This is a genomic window from Alterinioella sp. B-7 (genome assembly GCF_056857775.1).
Window position 1 is genome coordinate 22,123 of record NZ_JBSXNT010000026.1, and the last position, 17,337, is coordinate 39,459.

A 17,337-nucleotide genomic window follows, 5' to 3' on the forward strand; every position below is an offset into this window, starting at 1 on the left:
GAAACGCAAAATGCCGTTCCGCGCCTCCCCCCCTCTTTCATTTTGCCGAAAATACCTTCGGGGGAGCGCGAGGGGGCAGACAGCCCCCTCGCATCGGTCGGATTGCGCAGCAATTCGACAGACCATCGGGATCAGCGCCGCAGCCTCAACCGCTCCAGCCCGTGAAAATGATAGATATCCGCGTAGCGCGGCACCTCTTCCAGCGCCAGACCGGGACAGCGCGCAAAGAGGGTCTCCAGCGCAATCGCCATCTCCATCCGCGCCAGCGGCGCACCGACGCAGAAATGCAGCCCCGCACCGAAGGCCAGATGCACCGGGGCCTGCCGCGTGGCATCGAACCGGTCGGGGTCGGCAGTCACGCCTGCGTCGCGCCCGACCGAGCCCAACATCAGCCCGACCTCGTCGCCGCGCCGGAACTCATGCCCGAACAGCTCCACCGTTTCATAGACATGGCGCGTGAACAGATGCAGCGGCGCGTCATAGCGCAGGCATTCCTCGACCAATGCGCCCGCCTCCCCCGCGGGGGCCATCCCATGTTCGAGGATGCTCTTCACCGCGTTGCCGAGCGAATGCACCGTCGCCTCGTGGCCCGCGTTCAGAAGCAGGATTGAGGTGGTGATCAACTCATCGGTGCTGAGCCTTTCGCCATCCTCCTCCGCCGCAATGAGGCTGGTGATCAGGTCGTCATGCGGGTCGCTGCGCCGCGCCTCGACATAGCCGCGCATGAACGCCACGAAATCTTCCGTCGCCGCCACCGCCGCCGCCTCATCCTCTGCCGTCCGGCCCGCCATATACATTCCCACCATGGCGTTGGACCATTGCAACAGCTGCGGCCCCATCTCCTCGGGCACGCCCAACAGCCGCGCGATCACGCGCACGGGCAGGGGGCGGGCATAGGCGTCCAGCAGGTCGAACGGGCTGTCGGGGAAGGCGTCGATCAGCTCGTGGCACAGCTCCCCGATGCCGTCCTTCAAACCGGCGATCCGGCGCGAGGTGAAGGCACGCATGACGAGGCCGCGCAGGCGCGTGTGGCGCGGCGGCTCCAGCTCCAGCATGGAATGCGCCTCGACCGCGTAGAAGGGGGCCAGATGCGCGGGGATCTCGGGGCGCATCTCCTCGGGCGCCTCGCGGCCAAAGCGCCGGTCGCGCAGGATCGTGTTCACCGCCTCATGCGTGGTGGCGCAGACCATATTGTAATCGTCCCAGTGGACAAGCGGTCCGGCGGCGCGGGCACGGGCGTAGAACGGGTAGGGATCCTGCACGAAACCGGGGTCCGTGGGCGATTGGCTGAGATGCTGCATGGCGGTCTTTTCCGTTCCTGGTCTGCCCCTATCCTGACCCGCGCGCGCGGCGCCAGCAATGGCCCGAAATCGGGGCTGGCGGGATCGCCCGCGCCAAGGCTATCCTCACCCTGTCAAGGATAAGGATCGCCCATGCCCATTCGCCGTCTCGCCGCCCTCGCGCTGGTCCTGCTCTCGCCCGTTCCGGCCTTCGCGCAAAGCCAACCCTGTGGCGCGGAGCTGCCGCGCGGCACCTGGATCGGCGGGTCCGAGGCCGCCTCGGACCTCGCCACCGCGCCCGCGCCCACGGACCGCCCCGCAAGCATCCCCGCGAATGGCTATGACGTGACGCTCTTCACCCTCTCTGCCCCGGCGGATGTCCGGCTGGAGGCGGCGGGCCGGGACGGGACCGATCCGCTGATCGAGCTTTACGACGCCACCGGCGCGCTGGTCCTGTTCGACGATGACAGCGGCGGGCGCTTCGATGCGCGCGGCGAGATCGCGCTGGAGACCGGCCGATACTGCCTTGCCACCCGCAGCTATGACGATAGGGCGGGCCAGGCCGATCTGCGTATCGGCCTGGCCGCCCATCCCGCGCTGACCCCCGGCTCGGGCGGCTCGAATATCCTGGCCTGCACATCCGAGACCGCCGCGACCGCCCTGGGGGCCGCCGCCATCGACCAGCTTCCCGATGGCTCCGCCGTGGCTTTTCACAGCGTGGCGCAGGTGCCCTATTACCGCTTCACCCTGCAATCGCGCACGCCGCTGGTGATCCGCGCCACCAATCCGCGCGCCGACCCCTACATCTATCTCTACGATGCGCAGGGGCAGTTGATCGACGAGAATGACGACCATAACAGCCTGAACTCCCGGCTCGATTTCCCCGAGGGCCTGCCCGCGGGCAGCTATTGCATCGGGATGCGCGCGCTCAGCGATGCGAGCCAGCCGGTGCAGGTCTCGGTTGCGGCAATGTCCTCGCAGGTCGCGCAGCAGACGCTCTTTTCCACGGCCGAGGCCAGCCCGCCCGCCGATGGCTCCGCCTATCCGGTGACGCAGCTCGGGCCCCTCGAGACAAGGCTCAGCCGCGATGCGTCCGTTGCGGGCGATGCGATCTGGCATGCCTTCACCATGGATGCGGCGGGCCGCGTGACCATCGACGCGACCGGCTTCGGATCCTCCGACCCGATCGTGTATCTCTTCGGTGGCGGCACCTTGATCGCACAGAATGACGACGCGAACGGCACGCTCGATTCACAGGTCTCGGCCTGGATCGGGGCGGGCAGCTACACGGTGGCGCTGATGCAGTATCACGGCCAACCCGGCACCATCCGGCTGGAGATCAGGCGCGAGAGGTGAGCGGTCCGACCGGCAGGCACCCCTCTGCGGATGCAGGTTTCTTCTCCGGTTGGCCTCGCCTGCGGATCAGGCTATTTCCATATCGTCCTCGACCATGCTGTCGTCCTGGGCGGAGATGTCTGGGGCAAAATCGTCATCGAGGCTGAGCGCCGCCATCAATTCCAGGCCAGCCTCGGCCCCTGACTGCGCGCCGTCCAGCGCTCCGTCGGCGATTGCATCGTCATAGGCGGCCAGCATCGCGTCTGCATCCTGAAACCCACCTTCGGGGGCGTCGATGCGAAACAGTTCCTGCGGAATCTCGATCGGGTCTCCGTTCTCGTCGGTTCCCGGTAGAAGCTCGTAGAAGATCACCGATTCCACTTGCGTCACGTTGTAATCCGGATCGTCGCCGAAGGTGCTGTCGTAGAAATCGACATAGCTCTCGAAACTCGCCTCCTCGCCGTCCGGCAAGTCATCCGCCATAAGGAAGATGCCGTTCTCGATCCCGCCATTATCGCCGATCTCGACCCCGAATCCGATCTTGTCGAATGTCGGATCCTCCGGTTCTTCAGGCTCTTCTGGTTCTTCGGGGTCATCCGAGACGGCCTTGATCGAACCCTCGGGCGTTGTCGTCGACGTGGCGCGGATGCCGAACACATCGACCTCGTCCAGACTGTCGATATCCAGTTCAACGGTCAGCGTATCACCTTCGGCAACATAGGTCTCCTTGTCGGTCCCGTCGCGCCCGAGGCCAGGACGGCTGAGGGCTGTCGCCCCGTCCCACTGGACTTGGTCGCCGTCCAACCGCGCGCCGTTCATGTTCAGCGGCCCGCCCAGGGATTCGCTGCTGCCCGAGAAATCATCATCCCCGAAATAGATGGCATTCACATCCATGCCGCCCTCCAGCACCGAGATATCGGCCAGGAAATCGCCGGTGTCGGGATCTTGATAGAGGCCGACCGTATAGGACAGCCCCTCAACCTCATATGTAAAGATCTTCGTGTAATCGGGCATTCTCACAACCTTTCATTTGCTGAGCTATGATCTCGGCGCGCCATGGGGCCGCCCCGGTATTTCCTTGGTTCCGGCGGAAGTATGCCTCAAAAATGCCCTGTAAGCTTTCGGTTTGCTTGAAACAGACTGTTCACTCGTGATGGATACCGCCCGGTCACGGTTCTCACCCCTGCATCGCGCCGTCCCAGTCATAGACGACAATGCCCGTCGTCTCATCCGCATCCAGGCGGCGATAGAGCGCGCGGGCCGCGATGTTGTCGGTCTCGGTCGCCAGCCAGATCCCCTTGCAGCCGCGCGCCCGCGCCCTCTGCATCAGCAACCGGCAAAGATGCAGCGCGATGCCCTGGCGGCGGAGATCCTCGGCCGTGCCGACCTCGTTGATGAAGAAGGCGGGCGGCTTGTCGGGATGCAGCAAGACGGTGCCCGACGCGAAGCCGACAACCCGGGCGCCCTGCGTGGCAAAGACCAGGTCGTGACCGGGATCGGCGATGAACGCCGCAAGCTGCGCGGGCCGGAGGGGATGGTCGAAGACCTGCGCCCCCGCCAGCAGATGCGCCGTCTCGGGCGTCAGGACATGGCAGGTGGGCGCATCCGTCACTCCCGTGGCCTCAGGATCGTCACCCCGATATTGCCGGCCGCCGCCAGTTCATCGTCCAGCGACATCGGGATGTATTCGCCGCGCCGCCACAGCTCGCCCAGGTTGTCGTAATAGCGGCTCAGCGGATGGCCCGATTGCCCGGTCGCGGTGATGAAGACGGAACTGTCGGGGTCGGCGAAATCGTAAACCCCGCGATAGCCCGCCGCGTGGACGTTGCGGAACGGGTCGGGGCCGGTGGCCGCCGTGCGGCCCCGGTTCAGCGTGTTGTCGCCGCCCGAGGTCGATTGCACGATATTGACGGCCCATCCGAACAGCCGTGAATCGCCAAGCACCTGGTGTTCATGCACCGCCTCATGTGCGTCGCCCCACCGCCAGGACGAGATGTTGGAGCCATAGCGATCCACCAGCATTTGCAGCGCATCGTCCAGCGCGAGACGGGCAATATCGGTACAGCTTTCCTCGATGGAGGACGGCCTGATATCGCACCAGGCCGAGGCGCCGTCGACATCGCGGTAGACCCGTTCGACAAAGATCGGTTCCAGCGCCTGGTATTCACTGGCTAGCGGACCGAGATCGTCCTGGATGAGCCGCTGTTGCAGCGCCCGCATCCAGGCGGCGTAGATCAGGGGTTCGGGCAGATGCTCGTTCATCTCGCCATTCCACGCCGCCAGCAGCCCAAGCGCCTCCTCGCGCCGCGCCTCGACGCTGCCGGGCTCGGCGGCCTCTGACGTGAACCACAATTCGCGCCCCACCAGCGGCAGCAATGTGCGCGCCGTGGGCGAAACGGTGTCCAACTGCGCCTCGATGAAACTGTCGCGGGTATGGACCTGGCGCGATTGCATCAGGTTTTCCCACCGCTCGATGCGCTGCGTGTCACCCCAGGAAAAGCTCATATGCAGCGGAAAATCCCGCTCCACGATGCGGTTGTTGGTGTTGCCGAGGATGCCGCCCTCGGGATCCTCGAAATGCGGGTTGGCGAAATATTGCGTGACACCCTGCCAGCGGTTGCCGGCAATCCACCCGCGTGAGGGGATGCGGCCCTGGCTTTCATGCTCCAGGAGGCGCCAGGGCATATGCCCGATCACCTGCATCGCCACCCGGTCCATCGTGGCCAGCGTCAGAACCTGTGACGGCGCCACGAAATACTGACCGGCCGCCTGCGCCTCCTCGATCGTAGTGGCGCGCATCAGTTCCAGCCCGGTGCGCATCGACGTGTTTTCATCGGTCAGCGCGGTCCAGGCCATCGACATGACATGGCCGGGCGGCGTGACGGTGCCGATGTTCCAGTGGCTGCCGGGAATGACGGGGCCGTTCTCGGTCCAGCGCAGGGTGACGGTGACGGGTGGGGCGTCGGCCACTTCGATGATCGAGCGGCGGGTCTCGAACCGGGCCCACCCGTCCGGGGTCTGGTATTCCTCGCGGTTTTCCGGGTTCAGCCGTTCGATATAGAGGTCGATATCGTCCATGTAGGAGGAGGTCAGCCCCCAGCCAAGCGCGTCCGAGCGCCCGACCAGCACGATGGGCATGCCGGGAATGGTGCCGCCGATGACCCCGCCGGTCGACAGCTCCAGCCGCGCCAGATACCAGATCGTCGGCGCGGTCAGGTTCAGATGCGGGTCGTTGGCCAGCAAGCTGCGCCCGGTGGCCGAGCGGCTGCCGGCGGCGGCCCAGGCGTTCGACGCGCCCGCCAGCATGCGCCCCGGTGACGGGTGCAGCGGGTCGCGGGGCGGTTCGGTATCGGCGGCATAGCGCGGCAGGTCGGGGAAGAGGGCCGAGAATTCGGGCAATTCCGCGACCGCCCCATCCAGCGGGTCGGGCAGGATATCGGCCAGCCGCGCGGGGTCGTTCAGCATCAGATCGGTGCGCGCGCGCAGCACCTCGGTTTCCTGTTGGCTGGCCAGTTGCATCGCCATCATGTTGAGGACGGCCAGCGAATCCGCGGGCCGCCAGGGCGCGATCTCGGGCGTGAAGAGCAAAAGCTCGGGCGCACCCCGGCCAAGCGCCTCGTCGGCGACAAGTCCCAGCCAGGCGTTCACGCCCGCCGAATAGGACTCCAGCATGGCCAGCGTCTCATCGTCCTGCGCCGCCACCGAGCGGCGGGCATAGCCGTAGAGATCCAGCCGCCGCATCAATTCGTCGATCTGAAGTGTGCGGGTGCCGAAGAGCTCGGACAGGCGGCCCTGCGCCGTGCGCCGCGTCATCAGCATCTGCCATAGCCGGTCCTGCGCATGGGCAAAGCCGAGCCCGAAAAACACGTCCTGATCGCTTTCGCCGTAGATATGCGGGACATTGTCGTTGGAGCGCACGATGTCCAGCCGTGCCTCCAGCCCCGGCACCTCCCATTCGGCATCGTAATCCGGGATCGAGCGCGAAAACACCCAATAGGCCAGCAGTGCTGCGGCCACGGACAGCGCCAGGGCGACAGAGACTAATCGGATCATCCAGCGCAGGAAAAAGGCCATGTGCCGCCTGGGAAAGGAAACGGGGGTCGGGGTCGAGCAAAGGTCAGCCTAACGCGGGCCAGCGGAGCTTGCAAAGGGAAGTGGCGGCCCGCCGGGGACCGCCCCCATCCGTCAAGAGAGCTGTCTTGCGTCTCAGGGCAGGATGCGCGTGTAGCGCTGCCCCTCCACCGTGGCGCCCGCGATCAGGCCGGCCTGGCCGAACACGACCCCGATCACCGGGCTGAGCAGGTTGGTGGTCGATGTGCCCAGATTGCCGCCTTCGCGGTTCACCGCATATTGGATATCGGCCCCTGCCGCCCATCCCGAGGAATAGCGGAAATCGCGCAGCGCGTCCTCGGTCATGAAGAACAGCGCATGGGCATATTGCTGCGCCCCGATCTGGAAGCCGACCGTGGCCTGCGCCGAGGAATAGTAATCCACCGTCGCGCCATTGATGCGCAGCGCGCCGCGCCCGTAGCCGCCGCCAAAGCCGAAACCCGCCTCGGTGATCAGCGGCATGACCAGCACGCCCTGGGCGTTCTCGCTCAGCTCGCGGGTATAGGGGATGTTGGTGTGCATGAAGTTGATGGCGCTGTCGACACGGCTGTCGATGCGCTGACCGGCATCGCTGCCGATCCCGTTGCCGCAGGCCGCAAGCGGAAGGGTCGCTGCCGTGGAAAGGATGAAATTGCGCCGGGTCAGGATGCTCATGAGTTGGGGACCGCCTGTAGGTTCTTGGTTGCTCGAAGGTTGGACGTTTTCGCCCTTGCGCGGGATGATACGCAGGTTTTGCGGCGCTGTCATCCGCCAACCACTGAATGTTGCGGGTTTTCGCCGATTTCCTCTGTATTTTGGGTTGGAGAGGTGGGGGGCGGCGCATCTCGCCCGCCCCGAAGAGGGGACGGGGTTGATGCGCCGCTTGAGGCCAGCCGTCGCCATTGTCTCTCGGACCAATGGCGCGACAATAGCGACCTCCGAGGTGATTTCAGCAAAATGAAAGTAAGAGAGGGTTAGGGGTTGGTCAGGCCGTGGCGTCGGCGGTCCTGCTGGCGGTCGGGCTTCCAGCGGCGATGCACCCAGAACCACTGGCCGGGGCGGGCGCGGACCTCGTCGGACAGGGAATCCATCAGCGCCTGCGTCATCCCGCGCGGGGTGCTGTGGGGGATTGGCGCCTCCAGCACGACGTCGAAATCGAGGCCGTTTTCCAGCCGCCGCGCGTAGATCGGGATCACCAGCGCGTTGAATTTCAGGGCGATCTCGCCGACCGAAAGCGCCGTGGGGGCGGGTTTTCCGAGGAAATCGACGATCGCGCCATCGCCGTAATACTGGTCGATCAACAGCGCGCCATGGCCGCCCTCGCGCACATGGCGCATGAAGCCCGCAAGCCCCCGCCGCCCGCGCGAGAAGGCGGGCCCGCCTGCCTCCTCGATGGTGCGCACGTAATGATCGTTGAACCAGGCGTTGTTCATCGGACGGTAGAGCCCGCCGAGCGAGAAGCCGCGCAGATTCATCGCCACCCGCGCGGCCTGGTAATTGCCGAAATGGCCGGAGACGAAGAGGATCGGGCGGGTTTCGGCCAGCGCCGCCTCGGCCTCGGCCAGGCCCGCCCCGTGAACCTTCCAGTCGCGGGCGCGGGCCTGTTGGTCCGCCGTGGCGTAGTTCTCGATCAGGGTGCGGCCCGCATTGTCCAGCACCTCGCCCGCGATGCGGCGGCGCTCGGCCTCGGGCATCTCGGGCCAGATATAGGCCAGGTTGGCGCGCGCACGCCGCCCGTATCCCGTCAGCGGCCCGATGACATGGCGCGCCAGCCATCCCATCAGGGGCACGCGCACCCGGTGCGGCAGCGCCAGCAGCAGCCAGATCACAGCGCGCAGCAGCCGGTCCACCAGCCAGTTGCCAAGGCCGCGGCCCTCTCTCCCGTTGTCAGCCATTGCGGCGAGGCCCCATCTTGCGGGTTTACATCGGCGGCCAGATTACTGCGCGCCGGGGACCGGCACAACCCGGCCTCAGCCGCGCGCCGCCAGCGCCTCGATCTGGGCGCGCAGCCCGTCCATCGGATAGCCCGCCGCGTTGCCCGCCGCGATGATCGCGTCTGTCTCCTGCCGACCCGCCTGCGCAAAGGCCCAGATGACGGCCGAGCGCATGCCGCTGGCGCAATAGGCCACCGTCTTGCCTTCGGCGGCCGCCATCGCCTCGGCCTGCTCCTCGACATTGTCCAGCGTCATCGCGGCGCCATTGACGGGGTTGTAGACGAAATCGAGCCCGGCGGCGGTCGCGGCCTCCTCGATCCTCGCGGCTTGCAGGGCGGGCGGAACCTCGGCGTCGGGGCGGTTGCAGATCACAAGGCGCACGCCCGCGCGGGCCAGCCGTGCCATGTCGCCCGGCTCAAGCTGGGGAGCGACGGAGTGATCTTCGGAAAGCGGGCGCAGATCCATGGCGGTCCTCATCGAAAGTCAGAGGATGATCTTTGCCGCGTGCGCCGCGCGATGAAAACCGCTTCCGTAGCGTCAAAGCGTGTTGACGGGCAGTTTGAGATAGGTGGTGCCGTTATCCTCGGCGGGGGGCATTTTGCCTGCGCGCATGTTGATCTGGATCGACGGCACGATCAGCTTGGGCATGCCGAGCGTCGCGTCGCGTTCCTCGCGCATCTTCACAAATTCCTCGCGCGAGCGCTCGGCGATATGCACATTGCGCGCCTTGTGTTCGGCGACGGTGGATTCCCAGGCATAGACATCGCGCCCCGGCGCCTTGTAATCATGCCCCACGAAAATCCGGGTCTCGTCCGGCAGGGCCAGGATCTTCTGGATGGAACCGTAGAGCTCCTCGGCCGAGCCGCCGGGAAAATCGCAGCGCGCGGTGCCGAAATCGGGCATGAAGACGGTGTCGCCCACGAAGGCCGCATCGCCGATCACATAGGTCATGCAGGCGGGCGTGTGGCCGGGCGTGTGCAGCACGTCGCCGCGCAGCTGGCCGATATGAAAACTGTCGCCCTCGCGGAAGAGCTGGTCGAACTGGCTGCCATCGCGCTGGAACTCGGTGCCTTCGTTGAAGACCTTTCCGAACACATCCTGCACCACGGTGATATTCGCCCCGATGCCGATCTTGCCGCCCAGTTGGGTCTGGACGTAAGGCGCGGCGGACAGGTGATCGGCATGGACATGGGTTTCCAGCACCCATTGGCAGTCCAGCCCCTGATCCCTGACATGGGCGATGATCCGGTCGGCTGATCCCGTGTCGGTGCGCCCCGAGGCATGGTCGAAATCCAGCACCGAATCGATCACCGCGCAGGCGCTGCCCTCTGGCTCGCGCACGACGTAGGAGACGGTGTTGGTCGCATCGTCGAAGAAGGCGGTGACATCAGGGTGCATGGCAAAAGTCCTCCGGCAGGTTCTGGTGAAAGACCCTTAGCATGAAACAGATGGGAAGCGGTTTGATTTTGGTCAAGGAACGGGCAGGGCCGGGGCGTTATGCTCGAACATGCGGCGGGAACACGCCTGCCGCGTCGATGCGGGGCGCGGAACACTTGGCGCGGCCATGTGTTCTCCGCCAGACTGGAGCCTGCGTCAGACACCCGATGCGGTCCGAAGAAAAAGGGAGACCCCGAGATGGCCGAGAAACGCGACGAGACCAAGACCCCGGACGAGAAGATGAGAGACAACAAGGTCAGGCCGGACAGCAAGCAGCAAGGGCCGCACCGCCACCGCCCGCGCTACACCGCGCCCGAGGAGGATGCCGAGGAGGAGCTGTTCAACGACGTGCCCGTCTGATCCTCACCCGTTCAGGAGCTGCGCCACGCGGGGGGCGAAATAGGTCAGCACCCCGTCGCAGCCCGCCCGGCGGAACGCCGTCAGGCTTTCCAGCATCGCCTGGTCGCCGTCGATCCAGCCGTTCTGGGCGGCGGCCTCGATCATCGCGTATTCGCCCGAGACCTGGTAGGCAAAAGTCGGCGCGCCGAAGCGGTCCTTCACGGCGCGGGCAATGTCCAGGTAGGGCAGCCCGGGCTTGACCATGACCATATCCGCGCCTTCCGACAGGTCACGCTCGACACAGCGTAGCGCCTCGTTTCGGTTGCCGGGGTCGATCTGGTAGGTCTTCTTGTCGCCCTTCAGCGCCGCCGAGGCCCCGACCGCATCGCGGAACGGCCCGTAAAAGGCGCTGGCGAATTTCGCGGCATAGCTCAGGATCGCGACATCGTGATGCCCTTCCGCCTCCAGCGCGGCCCGCATCGCCCCGATCCGCCCGTCCATCATGTCCGATGGTCCCAGAATATCCGCCCCCGCCGCCGCCTGCGCCAGCGCCATCCTGACCAGCGCCTCGACCGTTTCGTCATTGACGATGATCCCGTCGCGCACGATCCCGTCATGGCCGTTGGCGTTATAGGGGTCGAGCGCGATATCCGTCATCACCGCAAGCTCGGGCACCGCCTCCTTGACTGCGGCAATCGCGCGGTTGGCGATATTGCCCGGATCCCAGGCCAGCTCGCAGCTCTCGGTCCGGTCCTCCGCGCCCGTGTAGGGAAAGATGCAGATCGCGGGAATACCGAGCGATTGCGCCTCGCGGGCCGCCTCGACCAGCTTGTCGACCGAGTAGCGGTTGACGCCGGGCATCGAGGCGACGGGCTCCACCTCGCCCTTGCCCTGCCGCACGAAGACCGGCCAGATCAGGTCCGACACCGACAGGTGGGTTTCCCGCACCAGGTCGCGCATCGCGGGGGATTTGCGCAGGCGCCGGAGACGCGTGGCGGGGAAGGGGGCCTGATTGACGGGCATGGGCAGCCTTTCGCGGGGCAAACTGTTGCAATTCTGGTTGCATACCGCGCCCACTTTCTCAAGGGCTGGAAACCCCTGAAAGGCGCGACTAATGTGCGCCGGAATTTGCAGGCATCAGGGGCACCGCCGCCTTGGACTTTCTCGAACTCGCAACCGAAGTGATCGACCTCAGGTCGTTTTCCAACCTGTGGTACTGGATCGCGCTGGCCGCACTCTGGTCCACCGCCAGCCATTGGGTCGTCGGCGTGCCCTTCGACATGGTGACACGCGCGCGGCGCGGGCATGAACGCTCGTTGCATGACATGCGGGTGCTGGCCGAGGTCAACGTGGCCCGCATCCTGACCATCATCGAGGTTTCCGGCCCTTGGGTCGCGGGCTTCGCCGCCTTCGTGCTGACCGCGCTTGGTGTGCTTGGATGGGGCTACCGGGTGGAGTTCGCGCAGGCCGTCTTCCTGCTGGCGCTGCCGATGACGCTGGTGGCGATCCTGACCATCCACACCGCGCGCTCCTTGCGGGACACAGGGTTCGAGGATCTGCCCCGCCGCCTGCGCAATCACCGCATGATGGTGCAGGGAATCGGTGTCGTGTCGATCTTCATCACCGCCTTCTGGGGCATGTGGACGAACCTGAATTATGGGGCGTTGGGACTTTAACGTCGCGCGATAGGGTATTGATGGAAAAGGATACTCATATCCTGATGGGCGGCGTGCCCGAAGGCTTTGACGCCACCCGCGTGCTGGCGGAACTGGCGCGCGGCACCCCCGTCATCCACATCGCGCGCGATGACAAGCGGCTGGCCGCGATGGCGACCGCCCTGCGCCTGTTCGATCCGTCCGTGCCGGTGCTGCAATTCCCCGGATGGGATTGCCTGCCCTATGACCGGGTTTCGCCCAATGCCGATATTTCCGCCGCCCGGATGGCGACGCTGGCCGCACTGGTCGCCGGTCTCTCCGGCCCCTTCATCCTGCTGACCACGCTCAACGCCGCGACGCAATATATCCCGCCCCAGGACCTGCTGCGCGGCTCGTCCTTCCTGGCCGAGGTCGGGAAACGCATCGACGAGGACGCCCTGCGCGGATTTCTCGTGCGCATGGGCTACAGCCAGTCGCCCACGGTGATGGAGCCCGGTGATTACGCCATTCGCGGCGGCATCATCGACGTCTGGCCGCCGGGCGAGGAGAGCCCGGTGCGCCTCGACCTCTTCGGCGACCTGCTGGACGGCGCGCGCCGCTTCGATCCCGCCACGCAGCGCACCACCGAAAAGCTGACCCGGATCGAGCTTGCCCCGGTCTCCGAGGTCATCCTCGATGACGCCGCCATCGCCCGCTTCCGGCAGAATTACCGGGTGGAGTTCGGCGCGGGCGGCACCGACGATCCGCTTTACGAGGCGGTCAGCGCGGGCCGCAAACATGCCGGGATTGAACACTGGCTGCCCTTCTTTCACGCGCGGCTGGAAACACTCTTCGACTACCTGCCCGACGCTACCATCACGCAGGACGACCAGACCACGCCGCAGCGGCTGGCGCGGTGGGAGGCGATCGAGGATCAATACGACACGCGCAAGACCGCGCTCACGCAAAAGGGGCGGCTCGACAGCGTCTACAAGCCGTGCCCGCCGGGCCTGCTTTACCTTGACGATGCCGCGTGGGAGGGGGCCGTGGCGGGCCACCGCGTGGTGCAGTTCTCGCCCCTGCCGCAGGCCAGCGGCCCCGGCGTGGTCGATGCGGGCGGGCGCATCGGGCGCAGCTTCGCGCCCGAGCGGCAGCAGGAGAACGTCAGCCTCTTTGACGCATTGGCATATCACATCCGTGATCAGGCGCAATCGCGGGCCGTGATCATCGCGTCCTGGTCCGAAGGCGCGCGGGAGCGGCTTGAGGGGCTGCTGGAAGACCAGAACCTGACAAGCCTGTCAAAAATTCCTGACATCTCTGTCACTTTTGCCCCCGGTGGCGTGCATCTGGTGGTCTGGCCGCTGGAGCAGGGCTTCACCGGTGGGGGCCTTTGCGTGATCTCGGAACAGGACGTGTTGGGCGACCGCCTGATCCGCCCGAAACGCCGCACCAAGCGGGCCGAGAATTACCTGACGGAGGCGCAGAGCCTCAGCCCCGGCGACCTCATCGTGCATGTCGATCACGGTGTCGGGCGCTATAGGGGGCTGGAAACCGTGACCGCCATGGGCGCGCCGCATGAATGTATCGCGCTGGAATATGCCGGTGGCGACCGCCTGTTCCTTCCTGTTGAAAACATTGAACTTCTCAGCCGCTATGGCCATGAGGAGGCACTGCTGGACCGGCTCGGCGGCGGTGCCTGGCAGGCCAAGAAGGCGAAGCTCAAGGAACGTATCCGCCAGATCGCCGACAAGCTCATCCGCATCGCCGCCGAACGCGAATTGCGCCACGCGCCGGTGATCGAGCCGCCCGGCGACATGTGGGACGCCTTCGCCGCGCGTTTTCCCTATGAGGAGACCGAGGATCAGCTTACCGCCATCGCCGATGTGATGGACGATCTCGCGCGCGGCCGCCCCATGGACCGGCTGATCGTGGGCGATGTGGGCTTTGGAAAAACCGAGGTCGCGATGCGCGCGGCATTTGTCGCCGCCGCCGCCGGTCAGCAGGTCGCGATCATCGCGCCGACGACGCTTCTGGCACGCCAGCACGCGCAGACATTCCGCGAACGGTTCCGGGGATTTCCGATCAATGTCAGGCAGTTGTCGCGCTTTGTTCCGGCAAAACAGGCCAGCGACACGCGCAAGGGGCTGACTGACGGCAGCGTCGATATCTGCATCGGCACCCATGCGCTTCTGGCCAAGAACATCCGCTTTGCCAATCTCGGGCTGCTGATCATCGACGAGGAACAGCGCTTTGGCGTCACGCATAAGGAACGCCTGAAGGAGATGCGCAGCGATGTGCATGTGCTGACTCTCTCCGCCACGCCCATTCCGCGCACGTTGCAGATGTCGCTGTCGGGTGTGCGCGACCTGAGCCTCATTGGCACGCCGCCGGTCGACCGCCTCGCCATCCGCTCCTATGTCAGCGAATTCGACGCTGTCACCATCCGCGAGGCGCTGCTGCGCGAGCATTATCGCGGCGGGCAGTCGTTCTATGTCGTCCCCCGGATCGAGGATCTGCCCGAAATCGAAGCCTTCCTGCGCGACCAGGTGCCGGAAGTCACCTTTGTCGTGGCGCATGGGCAAATGGCCGCGGGCGAGCTGGATGACCGCATGAACGCCTTTTATGACGGCAAGTATGACGTGCTGCTGGCCACCACGATCATCGAGAGCGGCATCGACATTCCGACCGCCAACACGATGGTGATCCACCGCGCCGACATGTATGGGCTGGCGCAGCTCTACCAGATCAGGGGCCGGGTTGGGCGTTCCAAAACAAGGGCTTATGCCTATCTGACCACGAAGCCGCGCCGCAAGCTGACCCCTGCGGCCGAGAAGCGCCTGCGCGTGTTGGGCAGCCTCGACAGCCTTGGCGCGGGCTTTACCATCGCGTCCCAGGATCTCGATATTCGCGGCGCGGGCAATATCGTGGGCGAGGAACAATCGGGCCATGTCCGCGAGGTCGGCTTCGAGCTCTACCAGTCAATGCTGGAGGAGGCGATTGCCAAGATCCGCTCGGGCGATATGGAGGGGCTCACGGATGATGACGGCACCTGGGCGCCGCAGATCAACCTGGGCGTGCCGGTGCTGATCCCCGAGGATTACGTGCCCGATCTGGACGTGCGCCTCGGCCTCTACCGCCGCCTCAGCCAGTTGACCACCAAGGTGGAGCTTGAGGGCTTTGCCGCCGAACTGATCGACCGTTTCGGCAAGCTGCCGCGCGAGGTCAACACGCTGCTTCTGGTCGTGCGCATCAAGGCGATGTGCAAGCGGGCGGGGATTGCCAAGCTCGACGGTGGCCCGCGGGGCGCGACGATCCAGTTTCACAACGATAAATTCGCCAACCCCGCCGGTCTGGTGGAATTCGTCCAGGATCAGAAGGGCCTGGCCAAGGTGCGCGACAACAAGATCGTGGTGCGGCGCGACTGGAAGAACGAGGCCGACAAGATCAAGGGCGCCTTCGCCATCGCCCGTGACCTCGCCGAGAAGGTGGTGGGCAAGAAGGGCTAGGGGGTAGCCCTGACACGCTCGAGCCGGGCCATCGACCGGGTCAGGGCAAAGCCCATAACCGAGCAGGCCAGCACCCCGAGCGAGAGCGGCAAGGGCGTGCCGTCAAAGGCCAGCCCGATGGGAATGGCGATGATCACCGCCCCCACGGTGGCCAGCGACGCGACGATGGAGGCGGCAAGCCCCGCGATATGGCCAAGCGGCTCCATCGCCAGCGCGTTGAGGTTGCCAAGCGTCAGCCCGACCATGAAGAACACGGATGTGGACCACAGGAACCACGCCGTCAGCCCCGCGCCATAGCCCCAGGGGCCGGTGATCTCGAAGAGGATCATGAGGCTGCTGAGCACGATCTGCCCGCCAAGCGCGAAGGTGATCAAAAGGCGCATCCCCAACCGCATCACCAGCACCGCGTTCAGGATGCTGGCGGTCGCCGCCAAGAAGGCCGTGCCCATGAACCAGAAATGGAACTGCGCGCCCTGGTCATAGGTCAGGTCATAGACCTGTTGGGTCGAACTGAGCACGGCAAAGAGCATCCCCTGCGCCAGCGTCTGCACCAGGATCGACAGGCGCACCATGGGCAGGGACAGCACCTCCTTCACCGCGCGCCACAGCACGCCCGCGCGCATCGGCTTGCGCGCCTGGGGGGGCAGGGTTTCGGGCTGGCGGATCGTCAGCCACGCGGTCGAGACCAGCGAAAAGGCGATGAAGGCCCCGAACATGCCGCGCCAGCCCACAAGCGCGATGATGCCCGCGCCGATCGTGGGGGCGATGGCCGGCACGATGGTGAAGACCAGCATGATGAAGGACATCAGCCGCGCCATGTCGCGCCCCGCATAGAGGTCGCGGATGATCGCCAGGGCGACGATGCGCGGCCCTGCGGCCCCCAGACCTTGCACGAAGCGCGCGAGCAGCAGCAATTCCAGCGACCCCGCCAACCATGCCGCGACCGAGGCGGTGCAATAGAGCGCGGCCCCGATCACGATCACCGGCTTGCGCCCGATCGCGTCCGAAATGGGCCCGGTGACGAAGGTGCCGACGCCCATGCCGAGCACGAAGATCGTCAGGATCAGCTGCGCGCGGTTGATGTCGTCGGGGCTGAGCTCCTCGGCGATCTCGGGCAGGGCGGGCAGCATCGCGTCGATGGAGAACGCGATGGAGGCGATGAGCATGGCCATCAGCGCCACGAACTCCACCCGGTGCAGACGGCGCGGCGGCAGGGGCAGGGCGGTGTCGGTCATGGGCGGCTCACGGCGGGCACTAGGAACGGGGTTCTGGCGCGGTAGGCGGCGAAGGCCGCGCGATGTCGGTCCGCAAGGGCGCGATCCTCCACGGCCGAGCCGTATAGCAGCACGCCCGAAGCGGCAAGGCCGAGGACCAGCGACTGGGTCGATCCGATCCAGAGCGCGATCCCGGCCAGCGAGGCGATCTGGCCAAGGTATTGCGGATGCCGACAGAGCGCGTAGGGGCCGCCTGTCGTCACCCCCACATCCCACCCGCTGGTGCCTTTCAGCCCGAGGGTGGCCGTGGCCCATGTGTGCAGCACAGAGCCCGCGATGGCCAGCGGCAGGCCGATGCCGTTGCGCAAAAGCCCCGGCAGGACAGAGGGTTGCCCCCAGGTCTGCACCAGCCCCAGGTAGAGGCAGGTCGTGAGCGTCCAGGCCCATATCGCGGTGAAGAGGTTGCCCCGTCGCGGCGGCCACGGCCCCCGTCCCGGCGCACGGTCCGACAGCCGGAGGATCACCAGCCAGAGCGCGCTTGCGCCGAGCCCCAGGAGGAGCGCCACCGC

At 66.0% G+C, this 17,337-nt stretch carries 15 protein-coding genes; 4 read left to right on the plus strand and 11 right to left on the minus strand.

All coding sequences use genetic code 11. The features are described from left to right. Nucleotides 1–131: 131 nt before the first annotated feature. The gene (locus AC13C7_RS06745) at nt 132–1,301 is read right to left on the minus strand and encodes a cytochrome P450 (protein WP_482866994.1); all 1,170 of its coding nucleotides are present in this window, start codon (nt 1,299–1,301) and stop codon (nt 132–134) included. Between the two features lie 132 nt (nt 1,302–1,433). Here AC13C7_RS06745 and AC13C7_RS06750 point away from each other — a divergent pair, with 132 nt between their 5' ends. Further along, on the plus strand, nt 1,434–2,636 hold the full coding sequence (locus tag AC13C7_RS06750; protein ID WP_482866995.1) for a DVUA0089 family protein: 1,203 nt from the start codon (nt 1,434–1,436) through the stop codon (nt 2,634–2,636). A 66-nt stretch (nt 2,637–2,702) separates the two neighbouring features. Here the strand turns inward: AC13C7_RS06750 and AC13C7_RS06755 are convergent, their stop codons facing one another. The 7 genes from AC13C7_RS06755 to AC13C7_RS06785 all read right to left on the minus strand — a co-directional run bounded on the left by AC13C7_RS06755 (nt 2,703) and on the right by AC13C7_RS06785 (nt 10,036). Next, on the minus strand, nt 2,703–3,629 hold the full coding sequence (locus AC13C7_RS06755) for a hypothetical protein (RefSeq protein ID WP_482866996.1): 927 nt from the start codon (nt 3,627–3,629) through the stop codon (nt 2,703–2,705). 163 nt (nt 3,630–3,792) lie between these two features. After that, nucleotides 3,793–4,227, minus strand: a complete 435-nt coding sequence (locus tag AC13C7_RS06760; RefSeq protein WP_482866997.1) for a GNAT family N-acetyltransferase — start codon at nt 4,225–4,227, stop codon at nt 3,793–3,795. Beyond that, a complete protein-coding gene (locus tag AC13C7_RS06765; protein WP_482866998.1) occupies nt 4,224–6,689 on the minus strand; it encodes a penicillin acylase family protein in 2,466 nt (821 codons plus the stop codon). The genes AC13C7_RS06760 and AC13C7_RS06765 overlap by 4 nt, the downstream gene beginning before the upstream one ends. Before the next feature lie 132 nt (nt 6,690–6,821). Next, nucleotides 6,822–7,379: a lipid-binding SYLF domain-containing protein gene (locus tag AC13C7_RS06770; protein WP_482866999.1), complete on the minus strand. Its 558-nt coding sequence runs from the start codon at nt 7,377–7,379 to the stop codon at nt 6,822–6,824. A 299-nt stretch (nt 7,380–7,678) separates the two neighbouring features. Beyond that, a complete protein-coding gene (locus AC13C7_RS06775) occupies nt 7,679–8,599 on the minus strand; it encodes a lysophospholipid acyltransferase family protein (RefSeq protein WP_482867000.1) in 921 nt (306 codons plus the stop codon). A gap of 75 nt (nt 8,600–8,674) precedes the next feature. After that, nucleotides 8,675–9,103: a protein tyrosine phosphatase family protein gene (locus tag AC13C7_RS06780; protein ID WP_446121818.1), complete on the minus strand. Its 429-nt coding sequence runs from the start codon at nt 9,101–9,103 to the stop codon at nt 8,675–8,677. Between the two features lie 72 nt (nt 9,104–9,175). Then, a complete protein-coding gene (locus AC13C7_RS06785; RefSeq protein ID WP_482867001.1) occupies nt 9,176–10,036 on the minus strand; it encodes an MBL fold metallo-hydrolase in 861 nt (286 codons plus the stop codon). Between the two features lie 237 nt (nt 10,037–10,273). On the opposite strand from AC13C7_RS06785, the gene AC13C7_RS06790 reads away from it, so the two are divergent. After that, nucleotides 10,274–10,435: a hypothetical protein gene (locus AC13C7_RS06790; RefSeq protein ID WP_172319105.1), complete on the plus strand. Its 162-nt coding sequence runs from the start codon at nt 10,274–10,276 to the stop codon at nt 10,433–10,435. Between the two features lie 3 nt (nt 10,436–10,438). Here the strand turns inward: AC13C7_RS06790 and hemB are convergent, their stop codons facing one another. Continuing rightward, a complete protein-coding gene (gene hemB / locus AC13C7_RS06795; RefSeq protein WP_482867002.1) occupies nt 10,439–11,437 on the minus strand; it encodes a porphobilinogen synthase in 999 nt (332 codons plus the stop codon). Nucleotides 11,438–11,568: 131 nt separating this feature from the next. On the opposite strand from hemB, the gene AC13C7_RS06800 reads away from it, so the two are divergent. Both AC13C7_RS06800 and mfd read left to right on the plus strand, forming a co-directional pair. Next, the gene (locus tag AC13C7_RS06800; RefSeq protein ID WP_172319109.1) at nt 11,569–12,090 is read left to right on the plus strand and encodes a component of SufBCD complex; all 522 of its coding nucleotides are present in this window, start codon (nt 11,569–11,571) and stop codon (nt 12,088–12,090) included. Between the two features lie 20 nt (nt 12,091–12,110). Beyond that, nucleotides 12,111–15,554 carry a transcription-repair coupling factor gene (gene mfd, locus AC13C7_RS06805; protein ID WP_482867003.1) on the plus strand — a complete coding sequence of 1,148 codons (3,444 nt, stop codon included), beginning with the start codon at nt 12,111–12,113 and terminating at the stop codon, nt 15,552–15,554. Here the strand turns inward: mfd and AC13C7_RS06810 are convergent. Next, on the minus strand, nt 15,551–16,789 hold the full coding sequence (locus tag AC13C7_RS06810) for a multidrug effflux MFS transporter (RefSeq protein WP_482867004.1): 1,239 nt from the start codon (nt 16,787–16,789) through the stop codon (nt 15,551–15,553). The two genes, mfd and AC13C7_RS06810, sit on opposite strands and share 4 nt — an antisense overlap. Continuing rightward, entirely contained in the window at nt 16,786–17,334 is a 549-nt protein-coding gene (locus tag AC13C7_RS06815) for a methyltransferase family protein (RefSeq protein WP_482867005.1), read from the minus strand. The genes AC13C7_RS06810 and AC13C7_RS06815 overlap by 4 nt, the downstream gene beginning before the upstream one ends. Nucleotides 17,335–17,337 lie beyond the last annotated feature (3 nt).

What these genes read in the sequence shown, in the direction of transcription:
- AC13C7_RS06745 (WP_482866994.1), bottom strand. Translation starts at nt 1,301, where the DNA reads ATGCAGCATCTCAGCCAATCGCCCACGGACCCCGGTTTCGTGCAGGAT.
- AC13C7_RS06750 (WP_482866995.1), top strand. Translation starts at nt 1,434, where the DNA reads ATGCCCATTCGCCGTCTCGCCGCCCTCGCGCTGGTCCTGCTCTCGCCC.
- AC13C7_RS06755 (WP_482866996.1), bottom strand. Translation starts at nt 3,629, where the DNA reads ATGCCCGATTACACGAAGATCTTTACATATGAGGTTGAGGGGCTGTCC.
- AC13C7_RS06765 (WP_482866998.1), bottom strand. Translation starts at nt 6,689, where the DNA reads ATGGCCTTTTTCCTGCGCTGGATGATCCGATTAGTCTCTGTCGCCCTG.
- AC13C7_RS06770 (WP_482866999.1), bottom strand. Translation starts at nt 7,379, where the DNA reads ATGAGCATCCTGACCCGGCGCAATTTCATCCTTTCCACGGCAGCGACC.
- AC13C7_RS06775 (WP_482867000.1), bottom strand. Translation starts at nt 8,599, where the DNA reads ATGGCTGACAACGGGAGAGAGGGCCGCGGCCTTGGCAACTGGCTGGTG.
- AC13C7_RS06780 (WP_446121818.1), bottom strand. Translation starts at nt 9,103, where the DNA reads ATGGATCTGCGCCCGCTTTCCGAAGATCACTCCGTCGCTCCCCAGCTT.
- AC13C7_RS06785 (WP_482867001.1), bottom strand. Translation starts at nt 10,036, where the DNA reads ATGCACCCTGATGTCACCGCCTTCTTCGACGATGCGACCAACACCGTC.
- AC13C7_RS06790 (WP_172319105.1), top strand. Translation starts at nt 10,274, where the DNA reads ATGGCCGAGAAACGCGACGAGACCAAGACCCCGGACGAGAAGATGAGA.
- hemB (WP_482867002.1), bottom strand. Translation starts at nt 11,437, where the DNA reads ATGCCCGTCAATCAGGCCCCCTTCCCCGCCACGCGTCTCCGGCGCCTG.
- mfd (WP_482867003.1), top strand. Translation starts at nt 12,111, where the DNA reads ATGGAAAAGGATACTCATATCCTGATGGGCGGCGTGCCCGAAGGCTTT.
- AC13C7_RS06810 (WP_482867004.1), bottom strand. Translation starts at nt 16,789, where the DNA reads ATGACCGACACCGCCCTGCCCCTGCCGCCGCGCCGTCTGCACCGGGTG.